Source organism: Lactobacillus kullabergensis (assembly GCF_000967195.1).
Lineage (GTDB): Bacteria > Bacillota > Bacilli > Lactobacillales > Lactobacillaceae > Lactobacillus > Lactobacillus kullabergensis.
The window spans coordinates 1,955,440-1,977,755 of record NZ_KQ033871.1; the positions used below are offsets into that span (position 1 = coordinate 1,955,440).

22 protein-coding genes are annotated in these 22,316 nt (G+C 35.2%); 15 read left to right on the forward strand and 7 right to left on the reverse strand.

Annotated elements, in window-relative coordinates; translation table 11 throughout:
• Together JF76_RS09605 and JF76_RS09610 are read right to left on the reverse strand one after the other, a co-directional pair.
• Nucleotides 1-153: a teichoic acid D-Ala incorporation-associated protein DltX gene (locus JF76_RS09605; RefSeq protein WP_034978542.1), complete on the reverse strand. Its 153-nt coding sequence runs from the start codon at nt 151-153 to the stop codon at nt 1-3.
• A 114-nt stretch (nt 154-267) separates the two neighbouring features.
• On the reverse strand, nt 268-585 hold the full coding sequence (locus JF76_RS09610) for a hypothetical protein (RefSeq protein ID WP_045929013.1): 318 nt from the start codon (nt 583-585) through the stop codon (nt 268-270).
• Nucleotides 586-1,148: 563 nt separating this feature from the next.
• Between JF76_RS09610 and cbpB the strand changes: the two genes are divergently transcribed.
• The 3 genes from cbpB (at nt 1,149) to JF76_RS09625 (ending at nt 4,494) form a co-directional block, all read left to right on the forward strand.
• A complete protein-coding gene (cbpB, locus tag JF76_RS09615; protein WP_034978546.1) occupies nt 1,149-1,634 on the forward strand; it encodes a cyclic-di-AMP-binding protein CbpB in 486 nt (161 codons plus the stop codon).
• A 282-nt stretch (nt 1,635-1,916) separates the two neighbouring features.
• Nucleotides 1,917-2,489 (forward strand): hypothetical protein, encoded by a 573-nt coding sequence (locus JF76_RS09620; RefSeq protein ID WP_045928840.1) that lies wholly within the window; start codon nt 1,917-1,919, stop codon nt 2,487-2,489.
• Nucleotides 2,490-2,625: 136 nt separating this feature from the next.
• On the forward strand, nt 2,626-4,494 hold the full coding sequence (locus JF76_RS09625; protein ID WP_045928841.1) for a heavy metal translocating P-type ATPase: 1,869 nt from the start codon (nt 2,626-2,628) through the stop codon (nt 4,492-4,494).
• A 74-nt stretch (nt 4,495-4,568) separates the two neighbouring features.
• On the opposite strand, the gene JF76_RS09630 is transcribed toward JF76_RS09625, so the two are convergent.
• Nucleotides 4,569-5,246 carry a CPBP family intramembrane glutamic endopeptidase gene (locus JF76_RS09630; protein WP_045928842.1) on the reverse strand — a complete coding sequence of 226 codons (678 nt, stop codon included), beginning with the start codon at nt 5,244-5,246 and terminating at the stop codon, nt 4,569-4,571.
• Nucleotides 5,247-5,449: 203 nt separating this feature from the next.
• Here JF76_RS09630 and JF76_RS09635 point away from each other — a divergent pair, with 203 nt between their 5' ends.
• From JF76_RS09635 to JF76_RS09660, 6 genes are all read left to right on the forward strand, one after another.
• Nucleotides 5,450-6,541, forward strand: coding sequence for a YdcF family protein (locus JF76_RS09635; protein WP_045928843.1), 1,092 nt, complete (start codon nt 5,450-5,452; stop codon nt 6,539-6,541).
• A gap of 98 nt (nt 6,542-6,639) precedes the next feature.
• On the forward strand, nt 6,640-8,985 hold the full coding sequence (locus JF76_RS09640; RefSeq protein WP_045928844.1) for an ABC transporter ATP-binding protein/permease: 2,346 nt from the start codon (nt 6,640-6,642) through the stop codon (nt 8,983-8,985).
• Between the two features lie 158 nt (nt 8,986-9,143).
• The gene (locus tag JF76_RS09645) at nt 9,144-9,869 is read left to right on the forward strand and encodes a glucosamine-6-phosphate deaminase (protein ID WP_045928845.1); all 726 of its coding nucleotides are present in this window, start codon (nt 9,144-9,146) and stop codon (nt 9,867-9,869) included.
• A 156-nt stretch (nt 9,870-10,025) separates the two neighbouring features.
• Nucleotides 10,026-10,580, forward strand: a complete 555-nt coding sequence (amaP, locus tag JF76_RS09650; RefSeq protein WP_147446241.1) for an alkaline shock response membrane anchor protein AmaP — start codon at nt 10,026-10,028, stop codon at nt 10,578-10,580.
• Between the two features lie 11 nt (nt 10,581-10,591).
• Complete coding sequence (locus JF76_RS09655; RefSeq protein ID WP_045928847.1) at nt 10,592-10,774, forward strand: DUF2273 domain-containing protein; 183 nt, start codon at nt 10,592-10,594, stop codon at nt 10,772-10,774.
• 14 nt (nt 10,775-10,788) lie between these two features.
• Nucleotides 10,789-11,319: an Asp23/Gls24 family envelope stress response protein gene (locus JF76_RS09660; protein WP_379854803.1), complete on the forward strand. Its 531-nt coding sequence runs from the start codon at nt 10,789-10,791 to the stop codon at nt 11,317-11,319.
• Nucleotides 11,320-11,617: 298 nt separating this feature from the next.
• Here JF76_RS09660 and JF76_RS09665 read toward each other — a convergent pair whose 3' ends face one another.
• From JF76_RS09665 to JF76_RS09675, 3 genes are all read right to left on the reverse strand, one after another.
• Nucleotides 11,618-12,025 carry a hypothetical protein gene (locus JF76_RS09665; RefSeq protein ID WP_045928849.1) on the reverse strand — a complete coding sequence of 136 codons (408 nt, stop codon included), beginning with the start codon at nt 12,023-12,025 and terminating at the stop codon, nt 11,618-11,620.
• A gap of 334 nt (nt 12,026-12,359) precedes the next feature.
• Nucleotides 12,360-13,586, reverse strand: a complete 1,227-nt coding sequence (locus JF76_RS09670) for an MFS transporter (RefSeq protein ID WP_045928850.1) — start codon at nt 13,584-13,586, stop codon at nt 12,360-12,362.
• A gap of 274 nt (nt 13,587-13,860) precedes the next feature.
• The gene (locus tag JF76_RS09675) at nt 13,861-15,489 is read right to left on the reverse strand and encodes an ABC transporter ATP-binding protein (RefSeq protein ID WP_052697124.1); all 1,629 of its coding nucleotides are present in this window, start codon (nt 15,487-15,489) and stop codon (nt 13,861-13,863) included.
• A 746-nt stretch (nt 15,490-16,235) separates the two neighbouring features.
• Between JF76_RS09675 and JF76_RS09680 the strand changes: the two genes are divergently transcribed.
• From JF76_RS09680 to JF76_RS09700, 5 genes are all read left to right on the forward strand, one after another.
• Entirely contained in the window at nt 16,236-16,886 is a 651-nt protein-coding gene (locus tag JF76_RS09680) for a deoxynucleoside kinase (RefSeq protein ID WP_045928851.1), read from the forward strand.
• A gap of 12 nt (nt 16,887-16,898) precedes the next feature.
• Nucleotides 16,899-17,588, forward strand: a complete 690-nt coding sequence (locus JF76_RS09685) for a deoxynucleoside kinase (RefSeq protein WP_045928852.1) — start codon at nt 16,899-16,901, stop codon at nt 17,586-17,588.
• Between the two features lie 240 nt (nt 17,589-17,828).
• Nucleotides 17,829-18,470: an amino acid ABC transporter permease gene (locus JF76_RS09690; protein ID WP_045928853.1), complete on the forward strand. Its 642-nt coding sequence runs from the start codon at nt 17,829-17,831 to the stop codon at nt 18,468-18,470.
• Between the two features lie 15 nt (nt 18,471-18,485).
• Nucleotides 18,486-19,139, forward strand: coding sequence for an amino acid ABC transporter ATP-binding protein (locus JF76_RS09695; RefSeq protein WP_045928854.1), 654 nt, complete (start codon nt 18,486-18,488; stop codon nt 19,137-19,139).
• Nucleotides 19,140-19,994 (forward strand): amino acid ABC transporter substrate-binding protein, encoded by an 855-nt coding sequence (locus JF76_RS09700; protein ID WP_052697125.1) that lies wholly within the window; start codon nt 19,140-19,142, stop codon nt 19,992-19,994.
• Here JF76_RS09700 and JF76_RS09705 read toward each other — a convergent pair.
• Nucleotides 19,991-20,782 (reverse strand): Cof-type HAD-IIB family hydrolase, encoded by a 792-nt coding sequence (locus tag JF76_RS09705; RefSeq protein ID WP_045928855.1) that lies wholly within the window; start codon nt 20,780-20,782, stop codon nt 19,991-19,993. The two genes, JF76_RS09700 and JF76_RS09705, sit on opposite strands and share 4 nt — an antisense overlap.
• 225 nt (nt 20,783-21,007) lie before the next feature.
• Between JF76_RS09705 and JF76_RS09710 the strand changes: the two genes are divergently transcribed.
• Entirely contained in the window at nt 21,008-22,315 is a 1,308-nt protein-coding gene (locus tag JF76_RS09710; RefSeq protein ID WP_045928856.1) for an NCS2 family permease, read from the forward strand.
• The last annotated feature ends 1 nt before the right edge of the window (nt 22,316 follow it).

Genomic DNA, 22,316 nt, shown 5'->3' on the forward strand with positions numbered 1-22,316 from the left:
TTAAAATTCATTGTAGATAAAGTGAACAGATGTTAACCCACTATATTGATACAAATAAATCAGTACCATTAAAATGACGCAATAGATAATTGTCGTCAAAACAAACTTACCAACACGTTTAGCACGTGACTCAGTTTTTTCTTTTTTAGCCATAATTTCATATCTTTCTCAATATTAATAAAATGTACTATCGAATATAGTACTCCTAAAGATTTGCAACTAAAAAAAAGCTTTCAAACTTTTACCAAATTTAAATATTTTTCCCTATTATCCGTTATTCAGCTTACGACAATCGTTATAAGCAAAACAAAGCGGAATTAGAATTATAAATGAGCCAAAAAGCACTGTAAGTATTAATAAGATAAAAATGTTTGTTGGTTTTAACCAGCGTTCACTTTGTGCGGTTGTCAAAATATAAACAGCAAATAAGACTGTAAAAACGAGTTCCCCTAAAAGCGTGTATCCTAAAGCACCTCGACTAAACATCTGATACAGCCAAAGCCAGCCAGATGCCGGCAACAGGCAAAGCCACCCTGAAAAACGAAGCCAAAAAACGATCTTTTTACGATAATCTTGTTTTCCCATTTTTCTCCTTAAAATTTCAATTTTTTCAAATAAAGTAAAACTAATTATAACAAGGAGTTTTGCAACAAACAATTTTGTAGTTACCTAAAATTTGCATTTTGAGATTTTCGTCATACTTTTTTCACATTTTTTATTTATACTATAGTTGTGATATAGAAAAGATATACATTTTTCTTATATCACACTCAACTTTTTGTTTTTCATTCATACTCCTCCAAGTATAATAATGAAAAAACCGAAATGACTTTACAGGTCATTTTCATATCTATCCCTTTCGACTCACGTGCGTTACGTGAGTTTTTCTATGCTCTTAAACAGTTCTAAAGAAATTCTTTACTCTTTTATAAGAGTTTTTCTACTTTAACTTCATATTTTAGAGATATCATTTTAAATGTAGTAAGCAATAGCAAAACTTACTACATACTCCCACTTTTTTATTTCATTCATTCTTACTCCTTCAAAGTAGATGAAAACTAACAGGCTCGCACAACTTGCGAGCCTTTTTTCTTTGTTATAGTATAAATTTAGCTACCCATTGTTCTCATTACGAAAGGTTATATTTAATGTTCTCACCCACAATAAAACACTTACTAGAAGAAAAATCAGGTTCATTCATTATTCCTGCTTCTCGCATTGCATTCGTCGAAGATGACAACCCCTTGTATCACGCTTTTATGATTCTAACCCGTGTAAAATACTCAAAAATACCAGTACTTGACCGTAAAAATCGTGTTGTTGGCTTATTAAGCTTAGCAATGATCACAGATAAAATGATGGAAACAGATAGCATTTCACTTGAGCCTTTAAATAAATTATTAGTTCGAGATGTGATGCAAACCAAATTTGATAAAATCAACTTTGTTCAGACTACATTGGAAACCCAACTCCATCTGTTAGTTGACAATGCTTTTTTACCTGTAGTTGATGACTATGGCGTTTTCCAAGGACTATTAACCAGGCGTGAATGGATTAAAGCTTTTAATTACATTTCTCATAATTTTGAGAAAGAATATAAAGTTATTCCCATTACCAAAGATAAGCTGTTATAAAATATACTGAAAATTTATTTTTGTTTATTCCTTTTTAGTGTACTTTATTACAATTTAAGCTATAATAATCATTAATAGGGAAACACCAGTACTTTTATTTGGTAATCCAGCTATTTGGTTAATACAATGTTAAAAATTGATTTTAGTTTAATATTTATTTTTTGATATATATATATTTATTGAATATAATCATTTTATTTTCAAAATTAAATAACGCCTTGCCGAGTTAGTTAAAAGAAGCAATGGATATTCCTTAAATAATCAGAAAAGAAGAGCACTATTATGGCAAGTAAAACAATTTCTGCGCAATTGACATTTTTGATAAGCGCAATTATAAAAAATTGGACTTACCCAAATGATCAAGAGCTTTCACTTGAAGAGAAATCTGAATTGGTGTCCCAACTAAAGAAGCTGGCACAAAACGCAGATAATATGGAAGAAGCGGCTAAAATCACTGATGCGTTCTATAAAGACAAAGTTACAAAACGTTTTAAATCAATGGATTCCAATTTTTCCTGGATTTTTATAATATTGCAGCATGAATTGGTATCAGCTACTCGTTTGCATGCCCTTCTTCTAGATTTGGCTCACGAAGAACATTTTTCAGAAAAAGGAATTGCAAAAATTAACCATTATTTTGCAGAAACTGATGACCATGGTGACAATGACAACTTTATTACAATGTCATCTACAGATATAATTGATTCTTTAGGAAGGACTAAAATTTTTCATATTCAACCCTCTAAGGATGAAAATGATTTCCCTGAAATTAAAAATTCTAAATTTACGTCTAAAGCTAAGCCAGTAAAAACCGAAACTCAGTTCAACAAGATTATTAAACTAAAAGATCACTAATTTAAAGAAGGTAAAAATTACCTTCTTTTTTTATATTAATTTGCATCTAATTTAGACTTATTCTAAATAAAATTGAGTATTTAGTGTTAAAATAGAAAACATAATAATTAGTTTAACTTACGGGAGGCTACTATTAATGAGTTTTAAACGCCAATGGAAATTTATTCTTGTATTAGCAATTGGGATAATAGGTCTTTTTTGCCAATTCGGCTTAAAGACCAAAAGTCTTTTTCAAATAGGAAACTTGCAGTTCCCTATTCAAGCAGTATTAATCGATATTGTAGGTATAATGATGGCAATTTCTTTACTTGCCGAAATCGCCAGTGATTTTAAATCCGGACGTTATGGCGTTGATATTTTGGCTGTTATCGCCGTTGTTTCCACTATACTGATTGGTGACATTTGGGCTGAATGGATGATTTTAGTCATGATGACTGGTGGTCAAACATTAGAAGACTATGCTACTGGACAAGCAGATAAAGAACTACGCTCTCTTTTAAGCAATTCACCTACTATTGCCAACAAAATTGTGAACAATGAACTAGTTTCTGTTGACGTTGAGCAACTAAAAATTGGAGATCACGTTTTAATTAAACCAGGTGAACAAGTTCCAGTTGATGGTAAAGTAGTTAGTGGTGAATCTAGTTTTGACCAGTCATCATTAACAGGAGAATCTGTGCCGGTTGCTAAAAAAACCGGCGATGAATTAATGTCTGGCTCGATTAATGGCAGCGTGGCGGTAGAAATGGCTGTCACTAAAAAAGCGAGCGATTCTGAATATCAGACAATTGTTTCACTTGTCGAATCATCGCAGGCAAAACCGGCCAAGTTTGTAAAAATGGCTGACCGCTACGCTGTTCCATTTACCATTATTTCCCTGGTAATAGGAATCGCTGCCTGGATCCATTCGGGCAATCCTGTGAACTTTGCAGAAGTCATGGTTGTGGCTTCACCTTGTCCATTACTAATTGCCGCACCAGTTGCACTGGTATCCGGCATGAGTTCCATGTCCAAGCATCATATTATAGTTAAGTCCGGTCCCACTTTAGAAAAACTGGCTACAGCAAAAACTTTTGCTTTTGATAAAACAGGTACTTTAACTGAAAATCAGTTGGTAATCGATGAAATAATACCTGCCAATAATAGTAGTTATAGTCCAGAAACCCTGCAAAGTTACGCTACCAGCGTTGAACAACAATCTAGTCATATTATCGCTAATTCACTGGTCAATGTAGCTGATAAGAACCTTTTAAAACCGGCTACAAATATCAAAGAATCAACTGGTCAAGGCATTAGCGGCATTGTCGAGGGACATTTAGTGAAAGTCGGTAAGTTAGACTATGTTAACCCACACGAAAAAGCTGCGACAGTCAACGCTACCGCAGTTTATATTTCAATTGACGATGAGTATGCCGGTTACATTACATTTAAGGATCAAGTTCGTCCTGAAAGTGCTGAGACAATAGCACGTTTGAAACGTCAAAGTAATGCACACATTATGATGTTGACAGGAGACCACAAAGATGTGGCTGATAAAATTGGACAAACAGTTGGAGTGCATGATATACGCTATAGTCTGTTACCCGCTGAAAAGATAGCTGCAATTAAAAATGTTCCGCAAGATCAGAGACCAGTAGTTATGACTGGTGACGGCATTAATGACGCCCCTAGTTTGTCAGCTGCAGATGTCGGTATAGCCATGGGAGCCAAAGGTGCATCTGCCGCCAGTGAAAGTGCAGATGCCATTATCATGGTAAACGACTTGTCCAAAATTAATGATGCTGTAGCAATTTCTAAACATACTATGAAAGTTGCCAATATTGATGTATTAACTGCTATTACAATCGTAGTTATCATCGAATTAATTGCATTTACTGGTATTATCCCTGCATTTTGGGGAGCAATTTTGCAGGAAGTGGTTGATATGATTTCCATTAGCTTGGCTCTTTTAGCAAAAACTACTCCTAAAAATCCAGAACAAACAGGAATTAGCACTACAAATTAACTTTCAAAAATATTCTTACATTAAAAAAGCCTGATAAACTACATTGCCTATTAAGCATCAGTTTATCAGGTTTTTTATATGAATCCTAATGCATTAAAAATCATATGAGATAACATTGAATAGCGCAAATCTCTGGTACTTGTGTAAACCCAGGCTAATACACAGCCTAATGCCCAATAGACCAGTATATATTTCGTAAGTCCAGGATCATGTACATATCCAAAGATAAGTCCACTGAAAAGAATGCCTAACCATTTATTTAAATTCGAATTTTTGTAAAAGAAAGTGTTAAAGAAAAAGCCACGAAAAATAAATTCTTCAAATACTGGGCCTATAAATATTACCATCACCGGAAAAAAGTTTCCTGCTTGATGAGAAAATTGATCTAAAAGATTCTGATTAGTTGAAGTTTGATCCGAATTAAAACCTAGTGCCAACTGTATGGTCGCACTAACTATAATCAACATTATTACGCCTAAAAGGGAAAGTAATATCTTCTTAAACTGCCAGTGTGGTCTGCTATTATAATTACGTTCATTTCTATGTTTTAATTGCAAAAGATATAAATAAAACAATATTAATAAAGCTATTGCGGTAATTATCATAGTTAGCAGGATAAAAGAGATATTTCCTAAGTGCAGTTCTCTTCTTAACCTGTAAGGGTAAAAATAAAATTGTTGCACTACGCTATAAATTATAAAAGAGGCTATTATTGTAATTACATTCCCCAAAAAATAGAAAAAATTTTTCATTCATTTCACTCTTTTCAAACTATAAGTAAAAGCAACTTTGACCGTTTTTTCGCAATGTCATCTTATCTTTAAAAATTTAATTTCAATTATGGTGGTAAGCTATTTCCTGGGAAATAACTTTATTATTCTATCATATTTTAATTTACTATGACTTTTTATTCATCTTTATTATAATAGACTTAGCTTTAAACCTAAGGTAGGATATTATGATTAGAATTTTTGAAGTATTAAATCAAAACCGCTCATTTATAATTCTTTCACTTATTATGCTAGCAACTTTTGCAGTTTTTCTAATTTCTTGGCTAAAAGAACCTAGAAGACTGCTTAATGGCATTCTTTTTACTATTTTTTTATTGGCATTTGGCGTTTGGCTGACCGTGATGATTTTATCTACTAGTTTGAGACCTCTCATTCTGACATACGAAATTCTGATAGTGTTATTTGTGGCAACAATTACTTTGTTAGCAGCTTTTTCATGGCTATTTTTTCTATGGAATGCTTATATCGTATGGAAACGTGAAAGTCATACCCTATCAAACTTATTAACTCTTTTTATCGGTATTGGCATAATTGTTGTTTGGTTAGTTGCACTAGTTGGTCCTTTTAGAAATTTGCCCTCTTGGGTTAGAATTTTGCTATATGCGCCAACAGCTATATTAGACTACCTTCTTTTTGTCGCATACAACTTTTTGGTTAATTTAACCTTTTACCAAATTGTTCCTAGACAATATAACCAAGACTATTTAATCGTTTTAGGAGCTGGGTTGTCTCACGGTGAACAAGTCACCCCACTATTAGCCAGTCGAATTAATCGTGCTATTGAATATGCTCAAAAGCAAGTCACTAAAGGACGGAAAATGCCTAAATTTATTATGTCTGGTGGTAAAGGTGTAGATGAAAAAGTTTCTGAAGCTCAAGCAATGACAGAATATGCAATAGCTCGCGGTATAGAGCCAAAAGACATTTTATTAGAAGATAATTCCAAAAATACATACCAAAATATGAAATTTTCAGCCGCAGTTGCTGCAAAAGATTTCGGCAGTAAAAATTACAAGGCAAAATTTTTTAGCAATAATTACCATATTTTTAGAGCTTCCCTCTATGCAAAAGCAGCTGATCTAAATGCAAATGGTGTAGGATGCTATACACGTCTTTACTTTCTACCAAACGCAATTGTGCGTGAATTTGCTGCAGTTTTACTGCTTAAAAAGAAACGACATCTAGTCGCCATATTTTTAATTATTCTTTTCTTTGCTATTTATGCTCTATTTGATTTTACTGGTATCATCCACTAAATAATTCAAAGATAATAACCATCATATTTTGGCGTTACTCTTTCATAAATGTTAAACTATCTCTTATTAATTAATTATTAAAAGAAAGAGAAAAAGACATGTTACAATTAAAAGATTTACGTAAATCATACCATGTCGGTGATACGGTTACTCATGCACTTGACGATGTTTCTATATCATTTCGTAACCAAGAATTTGTTGCAATTTTAGGTCCCAGCGGTTCCGGTAAAACTACGTTATTAAATGTTGTCGGTGGACTTGATCGCTATGATAGCGGCGATCTCATTATTAATGGCAAATCTACTAAGAATTTCAAGGAAACTGACTGGGATGCATATCGAAATAATTCTGTCGGCTTTGTTTTTCAGAATTATAACTTAATCTCACACTTGTCAATTATTGCCAATGTTGAATTAGGGATGAATTTATCTGGAGTTTCTGCCTCAGAACGACGCAAAAGAGCAATAGACGCTTTAACTCAAGTCGGTTTGAAAGAACATATTTCTAAAAATCCTAACCAATTGTCGGGTGGTCAAATGCAACGTGTAGCTATTGCCCGGGCTTTAGCCAATAATCCCGATATTTTGCTTTGCGACGAACCCACTGGCGCTCTTGATACTGAAACCTCTGAGCAGATTATGAAGTTAATTAAAGAGCTGTCAAAAGACCGCTTGGTAGTTATGGTTACGCACAATCCCAAGTTAGCTCAGGAATATGCTACCCGAATAGTTAACTTTCAGGATGGAAAAATTTTAAATGATTCCAATCCTTTTATTCCTGAAGAAGAAAAAGATACTTTTAAATTAAAGCGTACTAAAATGTCATATTGGAATGCTATTAAATTAAGCTTTACCAATATTATGACTAAAAAAGGCAGAACAACTTTAACTGCTTTTGCTTCAAGTATCGGTATTATTTCTATTGCCGTCGTTTTAGCGTTATCCAATGGCTTTCAAAAGCAAATTGATACGACCATGAGTAAAGCATTGGCTAAATATCCTGTGACAATCAACCAAACTGCTACTGATGCCAGTAGTGTTGCAGACCGGAACGAATCTGAAAAGAATGTTAAAAACCGGGGTTATTTAACCGTTGAAAAAGATAAGATGCAGGAATCAACTCATCAAAATAAGATTAATCCAGAATACGTTAATTACATCAAAAAAATAAATCCCAATTATGCTAACAATATTTCCTATCAGCGCGGGATTAACATGAATTTGCTCACTCGCAGCAAAAATAAAATTAAGCGTGTCCAATTCTCTCCTATTTCAACAAGTTCAGATAGCTCTCAAGCAGCTGCACAAATGCGAATGCAAGCAATTAGTGCCACCGGATTAGGCTCATCAGTGTTTCCTACTACACTTAATTCCAGTAAAAGCAATTTCCTTAAAGAAAATTATCAACTTTTGTCTGGTGCATGGCCACATAAGGCTACAGACTTGGTCTTAGTAACAGATAATGAAAACAAATTAAACATTAATATTATTAAAAACTTGGGCTTGAAAGCTAAGGCCGGTGAGAAGTTAAATTATCAAAAATTTGTTGGGAAAAAATTTAAAGTTGTCGACAACGATGACTATTACCAAAAATTGCCAACAGGAATGTTTATTCCGCAAAAAATCAGTAATTCTATGTATGACAATAGTAAAACCCAAATGCAAATTGTAGGTGTCATTAGGCCAAAAGATGAGAATTCTATGGCACTCCTGTCTTCAGGAATTGCTTACAGCGATCAGCTAACTCAAAACATTATCAAGAAGAATAAAAAATCAGAAATAGTACGAGCCCAGAAGAAGGCAGAACAAAATGTAATGACCGGACAAGATATGAATGCCCGAGAAAAGAAACAGATGCTGCAATCAATTGGTGGTTCAACCATTCCAACGAGTATCATGATTTATCCCAACGATTTTGATGCTAAAGATAAAGTGCTTGATTATTTAGATAAATGGAATCGGGGTAAAAAAAGAAAGAATAAAATTATTTATACTGACATGTCTAGTGCCGTTACCTCAATGACTGGTGGCTTACTTAATGGGATTACTACCGTATTAGTTGCATTTGCTGCTATTTCGTTAGTAACTTCAATGATCATGATCGGCATTTTAACTTATACTTCTGTTCTTGAAAGAACGAAAGAAATTGGTATTTTAAAGGCTTTAGGAGCCCGTAAGAAAGATATCACCAGAGTGTTTGATGCTGAAACATTCATTCTGGGTGTCTTTTCTGGAATTTTGGGAGTAGTCGTTGCCTGGCTGCTAGTCTTCCCCATTAACAGTCTTTTATACTCCATCACAGATTTAGCTAACGTTGCCCAACTTAATCCAGTACATGCTTTAATACTAATCCTTATTTCAACAGTTCTAACAATGCTTGGCGGACACTTACCTGCACGTATGGCTGCTAAAAAAGATGCTGCTATTGCTTTAAGAAGCGAATAAAATTTTTAAAAAAGTTCAATTAATGTTACATGTGAAACAAGCATTAGTTGAACTTTTTTATTTACCAAAAACAATACCTGCTATTATTACTAAGTTTGTTGACAAATTGGCATATACCAATTTATAATTGAGATAACGATTATGGAGGGGCAAATAAAATGAAAGTTATTATCTCAAGTGACAAGACTAACGGCAGTAAAAAAGGTTTTGAAATATTTAAGAATATTATTAACAGTGGCAGCAAAGTTATTGGGTTAGCAACTGGATCGACTCCTGTAACTCTCTACCAGGAATGGACCGAGAGTAATCTAGATAACAGCAATTTAATTAGTATTAACCTTGATGAATATGTAGGTTTAACTCCTGATAATGATCAGAGCTATCACTATTTTATGCAAAAGAATCTGTTTGCTAAAAAACCATTCAAACACTCGTATATTCCTGATGGAATTAAAGCTATTAAAGATCCAGAAGGAACTTCTGCTGACTATAATAAAATTATCGCTGAAAATCCAATTGATATTCAGCTATTAGGCTTAGGTCAAAATGGCCACATTGCGTTTAACGAACCAGGTACATCATTTGATTCTGTTACACACGAAGTGCAATTAACAGAGAATACTATTAAAGCCAATTCTCGTTTCTTCAATAATATTGACGAAGTACCTAAATCAGCAATTTGCATGGGTATTGCAAACATTATGTCTGCCAAAGAAATCGTCATTATGGCTTTTGGTGATAATAAAGCTGAAGCTGTTCAAAAGATGGTTGAAGGTCCAGTAACTGAAGAAGTCCCAGCTTCAATTTTGCAAAAGCATGAAAATGTAACTTTGATTGTTGATCAAGCTGCAGCAAATAAATTAGGTGCAAAATATTCTAACTAATTAATTCAAATGATATACAAAAATGCGATGCGTAATGCATCGCATTTTTTGTGTGCTATTTTACAAACTATTATTGTATACATACGGTGCATATTATTAGTCTGTTAAAATAATCAGTATTATTATTAAGATGAACCATGAGAGGATGGTGATAAGTTGAAAAGGAGTAAAAAATGGCTATTGGTATTATGCATGTTGTTACTACTACCTTTGCCTTGTTATTTAATATGGGAAACCAGTAGTTTCTGGCAAAAATATTTAAAGATTAAACTACCGCATTTAGGTTCTCTTAATCCAATATTTGCCTGGTATTTAATTGGTATCAGTCTAATTGTTTTTATAATACTAATTGTTAGTTTAATTGTCATCCTATTCTGGCCAGTCCAGAGAAACTTTAATTTAATTCATAAACGTGATGGTCAAGTTAAGGTTACTTCAAAAGCCATTAATAGCTATGTAATGAATTCACTTGCTGACTTGCCTTACTTAAATAATGCAAAAGTCAGTTCTAAGTTAACAGGACGCCGGATTAAAATTAAAATTGGCGGTGACTTGGGTCCAGGTGAAAACATTGCCGTCCTACTTGACGATTATCTTGAAGAATTAAAAAAGAATCTGAAGCAGTTGCTAGGAATTGAGCAAAAACCAAAAATTAAAATCAAGTTTATCAATTATCACAAGGGTGATAAACCTGAAAAGCGCGTTCAATGAAGGAGGTTAAGATGAAAGAAGAATACAAAAAATACCTCCCAGAAATAAGCGGTGCTGTAATTGGTGTTTTACTAGCATTATGCTTTTTGGTACTGGGATTTTTCAAAACTATTTTTGTCATCGTGATGTTAGTCTGCGGCTTTTTGGTTGGACATTACTGGCCAGTGTTCAAAAAAATGCTGCAAAATAAATAATTTATATAAGGAGTATATGCAATATGGTACAATCAAGTTCAAATCAAGGTAGTTCAAAACCAGAAGTTAAAGGTGACTTAAAATACGATTCAAAAGTAATTCAAAAAATTGTTGGTATTGCTTTATCAGATATTAAAGGTTTATTAACTGTTAATGGTGGCTTTTTCTCAAATATCGCTGATAAAATTGTCAACAGCGATGATGTCACTTCAGGTGTAAACGTTGAAGTTGGTAAAAAACAAGTAGCTGTTGACATTGAAATTGTTGCAGAATATGGCGTTGATATTACTAAACTATATGATCAAATTAAGCAAAAAATTCAAGAAAAAGTCAAAGAAATGACTGGTCTTGATACTGTTGAAGTCAATGTTACTGTAGTTGATATTAAAACTAAAGAGCAACACGAAAAAGATTCTGTCAGCTTACAAGACCGTATCACCGGGGCTGCTAGTGACACTAAGGATAAAATTAGCGATCAAAAAGACAAGGTTCAAGATAAAGCCGAAGAAAAGAAAAAGGAATCTAAAGAATCTAGAGTTAAATAATAAACATAATTTCAATCTGCAAACACAAAATTTATAAAGTGCATGTCTGAGAACAAGTAAATTATGAACTCACGAGAAAAGAAGTATAGCATAATTTTGATGTGAACCCTAAAATTAGGACACTTTATATTAGTTGTTAACTAAGGACTAATTGCCGATATTCCAATCGGAGTTAGTCCTTTTAGTTTGATTTTAATTTTATCTTGTTTAGATAATTTAGTCATAAAAATAGCCTCCAAATTTGTCCTAAATTTGGGGGTCATTTCATAACTCTACTGCCTTTTATGAATTAATGAAATTAACCGTAATATTGATCCTGGTCTAAAGCAGTTTCATCAAAATCAACTATCATAAATTCATAGTTTGAAAAACACTCCATCCAGTTGTTATAATAGTCGTTCTCTCTTTTTAGCGCCTTGCTGTTTTCTTCTCCTTCTATTATAAAAGGCTTTGAACGTATATTAAAATTTGCATGTATTGCACCCAGCAAATTCAATAAACACAAGAAATCTCTTGCGGAATCCACACTTACATGAAAAGATTTAAACGAATTATTATTTTCGCCAAGATAACTTTTTGCTCTATTATACTCATCAGCAGATTCTGTTTTAAAATTTTCAACGCTATTTACATTCTCTTCAATAATAGCTGTCGGAGCTTGTTTTTTAAAAAAATCTAGTATCTTTCTTAATTTCGAAAATTGCAATTTTAAGTTGAATACCCTACTTGATCTGATAGATACAATCTAATCTTCTTTCATATAATTCATCGGGTGTGTGGTAGGCTTCCTTTGGCACCTTAAAGTGGAATATGTTCTACGGCTTTGAACAGACCTTCAAGAACTTACCTTTACCGAAACAAGCAAGCTGAAAGGACTAACCCCGATTTAATATCGGAAGTTAGTCCTTAACTAGAAATTATTAAACTACTTTAATTTCAAGGGGCATATCTATTTTTAGTCTGAATGCTCAATCAAAACATCACCAAACTATAGCAACAGAATCTGATGAATAATCATGTTAATGCCATGCGGATTCTTTTTACTTCTTGGCCTTGTGCCTGACCACGCCGAGGTAGTAGACCGCCGCGAGCAGGAGCGTAACGCCGTAAATGTACTGCGTGCTGATTGCGCCCAGCCGGTCAACCACCAGTCCCCCCGCCATCGTCCCGAGTGGAATCATGACGGACAGGATGCTGTCGTTGATGGTCTCGATGCGCCCCAGCACCGCAGACGAGAAGCTGACCTGCACCAGGGCCTCAAAGTCCGTGTTCATCATGGTGAGCCACAAAGAGGAGACGGCCGAGTTCAGCAGGATGAGTAGGACGCTCAGATCCGCCGTCAGCGGAACCAGGAGGCGGAAGATGCCAGCACCCACAAAGCAAATTGCGATGAACAATTCCATGCTCTTCTTGCCCAGCTTGAAGTGCTGCACCAGGAAGGCACCGGCGATGCCGCCCAGAGACGATGCCATCAGCAAGCCGCCGTAGCCGATTGCCGAGTCATGAACGTAGCTCTGCCCAAAATACGGCAGGCCCACGTCGAAAATGCCGTAGAAGAAGTTGACGACGCAAAGTGGCAGGATCAGTTCCAGGATGTTCTTTTCATCCTTCAGCGTCTGCCAGCCGACGCGTAGGTCCTTCCAGTAGGAGCCGGTGAAGTACTCCTCACTCTCCAAGACGTCCTTGGCCAGGGCGTTAATCTGCAGGCGCCCGTAGGTCAGCAGGGCCAGCGCAAAAACCACGCCGGAGATGACCACGGTCATGCTGATTGACGTTGTCGCAATCAGAAAGGTGGCAAAACCGTCCAGAACTAAGTCCAAAACGCCGTAGGTCACCTGGAACAGGCCGTTGAAGTGGAGCATGTCTTTTTCCGCGACAAACAGCGGCAGCAGTTTGGTTTCGGCCGGGTAAATAATGGTTGAAAGAACCGTGGAGGCCGTGTAAAGAATTAAGACCACGGCGTCAGCCCTGATGTCGCCTTGGCCCAGCTGCAACACCCCCACCACCGCGGCGCTAATTGCAGCCTGGATGATGGTGGAATAGTTCAGCAGCTTCTTCATTGAGATGCGGTCAATCAGGGGGCCCAAGCCGAACGAGACCATGTCAATCCCGGAAGTAACGGTCAACAGGACCGCTACCATGAAAGGTGAGTGCCCGGTCTCCTTGAAGTACCAGAGCACCGCCATGTAGAACAGGCTGTCGGCGATGTTGGTCGTGACTCGGCCAACTAGCAGCTTATATACGTTTGCATATTTTTTACATAACATAATACACTTTTTTAATTATAATCCTTTTCTTAATTTAAAAAATTGTTCATCATTCATTTTTATCATTCCATTTAAAAGGCGGTGCGTGGAAACATTATATCTCCTAAGAAGCCATCAATTTTGCCGCTTATTTCTGCATAATATTAGGTAATAGCTGCATTTGCATTTAAGAGTATCTTCATTGACTGTATCTGCATAAAACACTATGCCCATAATCTAAAAGACTAGAGTTTCACAGCTTATTTAATTGGTCAATAAAAGATTTAGTATTCTATCATCCCAATTCGATTACTTGATCAAACTGCTTTTTAATTTCTGGTCGCAAGTGATGGGAAATGTAGACTAGAGTTATATCATTCAAATTGAGTAAACTTTGTTCAATTTTCTGGCCATCTTTTTCATCAATTGCGGAAGTAATTTCATCAGCCAAAATAACCTGCGGATTACCCAGCAATTGCCGTGCCAGTGCAATTCGTTGCTTTTGTCCACCCGAAATGTTGTTACCGGCGTGTTTTAAAACAGTGTCAAGCCCGCTAGCGCTGTCAGCGACAAATTTTCCCAAACCTGCACGTTTAATCGCAGTCTTCAGCTCTTCTTCAGTTGTCTCACGATCTAAAGTGATGTTATAACGCAGGCTGCCGTCAAAAATATAGGCAGACTGGTCAATGTAAGCAATCTGCTTGTGCAGTGAACTTAAACTGAGTTCGTTGTATTCATCATTATCCCAAGTAAGTGAACCTTGGTAACCTGTTAACAAACCACCGATTAATTTTACCAGGGTTGACTTGCCACAACCAGACGGACCAACAATGGCCACGCGTTCGCCTCGTTTAATGCTGCCGGCAACATTCATTAAAATAGGTCTGTCACTATTAGGATAGCTGAACGAAAGGTCACTAAATGCAATTTGCTGAGTCAAAGGAGCAACATTCTTATCCCCTGTTTTTTCCTGCGTATTAGCTAATTTATTATATTTGTCAAAAATAGGTTGAACTGCCCGAATTGAAGTTAGATCAATACTGATTTCTGTCAAGCTGCCAAAAACATTCCCGGACATTGAACCAACAATTAAAATAGCTCCAATTGGAATCTGGTTGTGAAAGGCCAGGTATCCGGATTCAACAGTTAAAATAGTTTGAGCAGATACACTAATCAGGTTAATCAGTGCATTAGAAAAGGACATTTCCGTAATGTAATTAACCCGAGCCTGTCCAGTCTTATCTGATGCCGCAAGAACTATTTTATTGAGCAATTTCTGCTGACCAAGTGTGAGCAGATTGACAAAGCCCTCAAGAACATCAGTTATTTTTGACGTTAATACTTCATTTTGCCTGCTTTGTTTTTGCGACAGTTGTTCCAACTTTTTCTTAAAAAGACGGGGAAATAAAATCATAACAACAGCAAAAACCAAAGTGGTTACAAATAAGAGTGGATGGTAAGAAAACAGGATGACACTGGCAATAATGCCCAAAAGCGCACTGCTAAATGTTTGCTCTAAACTGAAAAAGCCATCTTGATTAATTTGGTTAATATCGTTAGTAAACCAGGAAACATAGTCAGCTTCCGTGTGCTTGTTGAAGTCTTCATACTCTTGGCGACCAATTATATGGGCCAATGCGTTCCTAATGGAATTATCGACAGCCTTGATGATTACAGCAGAATATCGTGAACTACAAAAAAAGAAAATCAGAAAAAAGCCCCAGCTAAGCAAGTTTAAACCTGTATCAATCATAAAGCCGTTTAAATTATGCTGAGTCAAAGCAGTAAGTGCATTACCTTTAAAAATGCTGGCAGCAGTTTGTGCCAAATTCCGGCCAAAATAGAAAATAGCCAGAATCACATACATGCCTGAATTACATTTAATGTAGGTCCAAAGCGAAAATTTTGTTATAGTATCGTCCATGATTTACTTCCTGTCAAAACATCTATTTTTAGAGCTAATACTAAAATGACATATCTTCCTGAGAGAAACAGTTTGCAAAGAACATTAATCTTTGACCTATTTCAAAGCTGCAGGCTCTCAAATAATTTAATTATTGTGGGCTTTAGCATTCCTTCTAAAAATCCCCTAAGTACCAATTACGGCATGAAACATACTAATTTGCCCTTTTTATTTGAAGTATTTTCTACTACCTTTATAATTTATTTATCATTTTATGGTTTTTATAATATAAAAGCAATCTATTTTTAATTTTTATATTTAGAATTATTTCTTCGCAACAGTATATAAATAGTGCAACTGCTTTATATTCTTAAAAAAATTTTGTTTCATAGTTGAGATATCATTATCATGTTTTAATTGAATTAAATCATGCAACTGCTTTCAGCTTCGTTTGCTTTAACAATAAAAAAGCTAAATGCCAGCTGTACGGCTTGCTATAGAATAAATATTTCCATCATGCTCTAACTCTATTGCAAGTTAATAACTATTAGTTTAATTTTGAGGATTTATTTTAGTTTCACGTGTAACACAGTTTAAAATCATAAGTTAAAATTTTCAATTTTGACAATAACTACAACTTTTTTACTTCTGTATTATACAAAATCACTTGACTTTTTCACTACAATTTAAATTTACTTTTTCCTTGTCTACCACTATATCTCGTATTAAACTAAATAAGAATCTATATATTGTATTTAAGAAAGAACGTGATCCAAGTTATTGTTTTAAGTGGGCCAATTGGAGCCGGTAAATCCAGTTTAACTAGTATTTTAGCTGAGCACTTAGGTACACAAGCCTTTTATGAGGGAGTAGATAATAATCCTGTTCTTCCTTTATATTACCAAGACATGAAACGCTATACTTTTTTGCTTAATATCTATTTGCTTAACCACCGTTTAGCACAAATCAACCAGGCAATTCGTGAAAAAAATAGTGTATCTGACCGTTCAATTTATGAAGATGCACTCTTTTTCAAAATGAACGCGGACAGTAAAGTAGCTGATCCAACTGAGTTTAAGATATATGATAGTCTACTCGAAAATATGATGGAAGATACCCCAGGTAATCCCAGCAAAAAGCCAGATTTACTAATTTACATTCACGTTTCTCTAGACACTATGCTTAAGCGCATAAAAAAACGTGGACGTTCATTTGAACAAATTAGCACAGATCCCAGTTTAAAAGACTACTACGCACGGTTAATTAAGTATTATGAACCATGGTATGAAAAATATGATGCCTCACCTAAAATTAAAATTGATGGGGATAAATACGATTTTATCTGCGATGAAGATGCAAAAAAAGAAGTTTTAAATCAAATTGATAATAAGTTGCACGCAATAGGCAATTTAGAATAGAGAAGGAACGTGATGACAGTTATTGTTTTAAGCGGGCCAATTGGAGCCGGTAAATCCAGTTTAACCAGTATATTAGCTAAGTATTTAGGAACCAAACCATTTTATGAGAGTGTCGATAACAATCCTGTTTTGCCACTTTTTTATGCCGATCCTAAAAAGTATGCATTCTTACTTCAGGTATTTTTCCTAAATACTCGTTTTCGTAGTATCAAGGATGCATTAACTGATGATAATAACGTTCTTGATCGTTCAATTTATGAAGATGCCCTTTTCTTCCAAATGAATGCAGACATTGGTCGGGCTACCAAAGAAGAAGTTGATACATATTATGAACTGCTCAATAATATGATGGGTGAACTTAAGCACATGCCAAAGAAAAATCCTGATCTTCTGGTTCATATTAAGGTTTCATATGACACTATGATTAAAAGGATTCAAAAACGTGGTCGACCATACGAACAGCTGAGTTATGACGCGACGCTGGAAGATTATTATAAGAGACTTTTGCGTTACTACAAACCCTGGTATGAAAAATACGATTACTCTCCTAAAATGGAAATAGATGGTGACAAGCTAGACTTCATGACTGATGACCATGCTAGAGAAGTTGTACTTGATCAAATCGTTGCCAAGCTAAAAGAAATGGGTAAATTGCCTAAATCTTGGGACAAGTCCACAGCTATTCAAATTGAGCAACCATAAATCATTTTAAAGAGCCATTAGCTACAGCTAGTGGCTTTTTTCATGTCATGCTTATTAAATCAACTATCAGCAAGTTACAAATTTCCATATTAATTAAATAAAATTTCGAAAACTATGTTATGATTAAAACATATATTTTTTCACATATTTTTTTAATCAATTTATATAATTGAGCTAGTATCAAAAGAGTTGCCCTATTAGCCTCTCTAATCAAATTAATTTCAGTAAAAAGGAGAAAAAATGAACTATATCCTTTCAATTATGCCCTCTTTAATTTCAGGTGCAAAGATGACATTAATTTTATTCTTTTGGACTTTAATTGTTTCTATTCCCTTGGGAATTATAGTCAGCCTAGGCTTGCTTTCGCATTTTAAGCCCTTAAGATTAATCTTAAAATTTTACATTTGGATTATGCGGGGTACTCCCCTTCTGCTGCAATTAATTTTTATTTTCTATGGTTTGCCTATAGTCGGCATCATCTTTGAGCGCTATGATGCAGCACTTTTCGCCTTTATTTTAAACTATACGGCATATTTTGCTGAGATATTCCGTGGTGGCTTTCAATCAATCCCTGTAGGTCAATACGAAAGTGCTCGCGTTTTAAGACTAAATTACTGGCAAACATTGAGCCATATTATTATTCCTCAGGTCAGCAAAATAGTTATACCCTCAATTGGCAATGAAGTGATCAACTTAGTTAAAGATACTTCTTTAGTCTATGTCATTGGTTTGGGTGAGCTCTTACGTGCCGGCAATGTTGCTACAGCAAGAGATGTAACACTAATTCCTTTAGTGATAGTTGGTATAATTTATCTATTAATGACGGGTATCGCATCATTTTTGCTGAAAAAAATTGAACACAATTTTGCAAAGTGGAAGTAAATTAGGGGAAATACTATGCTAGAACTTAAAAACATTACCAAAAAATTTGGCTCTCGTACGATTTTAAACAAGTTAAACTTAACTATTCCTGACAGACAAATTTTAGCCATTGTAGGACCATCTGGAGCAGGCAAAACTACTTTGCTGCGCTGCTTAAGTGGTTTAGAAAAAATTGATTCCGGTGATTTTTTGTGGGATGGGCAAAAGTTTGACCCAGCCGCTCCTGATAGCAAAAGTCATATTATCGGAGTCGTTTTTCAAAGCTATGAGCTTTTTCCCAATTTAACTGTAATCGAAAATATTACCTTGGCACCAACACTAGTTTTAAAAGAAAGTGCAGATCAAGCACAAACCCGTGCGCGAAAGTTACTTGGACAACTAGATTTAACGGGTAAAGAGCAGCTCTATCCCTATCAGCTCTCTGGAGGTCAGCAACAAAGAGTAGCTATTGTACGTGCGCTAGCAATGGAACCCCATATTTTATGTTATGACGAACCTACTTCTGCTTTAGATCCTGCTTTAAGAACAAAAGTTGGAGAAATAATTTTAAAACTTAAAAATAATAACAACATGACACAAATTATTGTTACCCATGACATGGAATTTGCTCGCCAAGTGGCCGATCAGGTATTCAAAGTGAAAGCATTAGATGATAAGAAGGTAATATAAGTGAAAACTAAGCGCCTCTTAACCCTCATAATAACGCTCATCTGTACTTTATTTATTTCTGCCTGTAGTGGCATATCAGTTAATAGAAAAGCTAACGCAGTTGACAACTGGTCTCATATCAAGCAACGTGGCTATGTTACAGTTGGTGTAGATGATACTTTTGTGCCCATGGACTTTAGGCAAAAAAATGGTCAGTTAATTGGTTACGACGTTGACCTTGCAAATGCTGTATTTAAACAATACGGTATTAACGTTAGTTTTCAAACAATTGACTGGTCCATGAATACTACTGAATTAAAAAACGGCACAATTGATCTCATATGGAATGGTTTTAGCAAAAACCCTGAGCGTGAAGCTAAGGTAAGTTTTAGTAAAACTTACTTATATACTTCTCAGGTATTAGTAAGTCTTAAAAAGAATAAAATTAATACCATTGCCGCAATGAAAAATAAGACTTTGGGCGTTCAAACCGGCTCTTCCGGCTATAATGACGTAATGAAATATCCAAAAGTCTTTAAAAATCATATTAAAAATCAGGACCCGATTCTTTATGATTCCTTTACTAATGCTTTTATAGATCTAAATGCAGGTCGCATCCAAGGGTTGTTAATTGATAGCACCTATGCAAATTATTACATTTCGCGACAAAAACATCCTGAAAACTTTACTGAGATCGAAAGTCCTTTTCCAAAAGAAGAATTTGGTGTAGGTATGAGAAAAAGCGACTTAACCTTGCACAAGAAAATTAATTACGCCTTAGAAAAGCTGGCAAAAAATGGTACCTTAACAAAGATTAACCACAAATGGTTTGGCAACAAAGCCGAATCTCCTTTACTTCAAACGAAAAAGGATTAATTTAAACTATCAAGTACTGCAGCTATTCCATCGTGGTTGTTATCTAAAGTAGTTCTAAATTTCTTTTTCAAGTCTTCTGGTGCATTTCCCATTATTACAGGATGACCTACTGATTGAAGCATTTTCTCATCATTATAATTATCCCCAAAAGCCCAGCAGTCTTTCAGTTCCATGCCAAAAGCCTGGGCTATTACTTTTACCCCTTGACCTTTAGAAACTCGTTTAACAACGACCTCCAATAAATTTGCGGCAGATTTCACTATATAGAGTTCTGGATAGAGCCGCCTTAATTCTTTTTGAGTAGCATCTAATAAGTCTGGTGTCCCCATGAGCAAAATTTTATGTACATTTTTGAGTTGCTCTATTTCAGTAATCGAACTAGGTTGAGCTTTAAATTTAACAATTTTCTCCTCATTTTCAACCAAACCATTATTATTACCTGGGAAATAATACCAGTTGTCGTCACTATAGACATTCCACACAACACCATTATTTTTACCTTCGATATAAGAACATATTTTGGCAGCTTTTGTAGAAGACATAAAATGAGAATCAAGGATATGACCCATTTCATCTAAAACCAAAGCACCATTATAGGCTACCATTGGACATGATTTGGTAATTTCTCCCACAACAGACATAATTGCCTTAGGCATACGTGCAGAAACTGGCACAAATACATTGCCTTTAATAATTTGTTTACGAATGGCAAGTTTAGTCTTCGGTGTAACTTCTTGCTTTGAGTTGATTAATGTGCCGTCTATATCCGAAAAAATTAGTATTCCCATTTTTTCTCCTAACAAGATGTATAATCCACTACTGATTTATGTTTATTTTACCGAGTAAAGCATTAGTTGGTCAATTTTGTCAAACGTACTTTTATTTGCAAATTGTATTTATTTTACTATATTTTTACACATATAATTCGTATTTACATCGCTTTAAATGAATGATAAACTGTTAAAGGCGTTAAATTTAATGTAAAACGCGAACAATATTTTGGGAGAGATTAGATGAACTTTATAAAGAGTTATTTTCAACTCGATAAGTATAAAACTAATGTAAAAATTGAATTTCTTGCTGGATTAACAACTTTTATCAGCATGTCATATATTTTATTTATTAATCCCAGTGTTCTGAGAGCCAGTGGCATGGATAAAGGAGCAGTCTTCACAGCAACTGCCTTAGCTAGTGCCTTGGGTACTGCAATAATGGGAATTGTTGCCAATTATCCTATTGGAGAAGCACCAGCCTTAGGAATCAATGCGTTTTTTGCTTATACAGTTTGCGTAGGCATGCATGTTTCATGGGAAACAGCCTTAGCTGCTGTTTTTGTCGCATCGATCATCTTTATTTTAATTACTATGTTTAAGCTACGGGAGAAGATAATTAACGCTATTCCTTCTGATTTAAAATTCGCAATTTCTTCTGGAATTGGTTTGTTTATCGCTTTTTTGGGAATGCAAGACGGTGGCTTAATTGTAGCAAACAAATCAACTTTGGTTGGTTTAGGTTCTCTTCATGATCCAGCCGTTTGGATTACCATTTTTGGCTTAATTGTTACTGTTATTTTAATGATCTTAAACGTGCCAGGTGCTATTTTTATTGGAATGGTTTTAGCAGCCATCTTCGGTGTAGTCACAAGGCAAATTTCTTTACCAACTAAAATAATTTCTGTTGCACCAAGCATCGCTCCATCATTTGGTCAAGCAATTTTTCATGTTAAAGACATCAATACTTTACAAATGTGGGTTGTTGTTCTTACTTTTCTTTTAGTAACCTTCTTTGATACTGCAGGTACTTTAATTGGCTTAGCCCAGCAAGCCGGTTTTATGAAAGACAATAAGATGCCCCGGGTAGGTAAAGCGCTGGCTTCAGACTCCACGGCCATGATGGTTGGCTCAGTCTTAGGAACTTCACCAGTTGGTGCATTTGTCGAATCTAGTGCTGGTATTGCTGTTGGCGGCAGAACAGGTTTAACAGCCGTCTTTGTAGCAATTTTCTTTTTAATATCAATGATCTTTAGTCCACTCTTAGGCTTATTTACAACTCACGTAACGGCTCCAGCACTAATTATTGTTGGTGTCTTGATGGCTCAAAACACCGCTCATATTCAGTGGGATAAAATGGAAATTGCTGTTCCAGCCTTCTTAATTTTAATTGGTATGCCTTTAACTTATTCAATTTCAGATGGTTTGGCTCTAGGACTAATAACATATCCTATATGTATGGTTGCCGCTAAGAGAACAAAAGAAGTTACACCAATGATGTGGATACTTTTCTTCGTATTCATCGTATTCTTATGGGTATTAAATTTTTAAA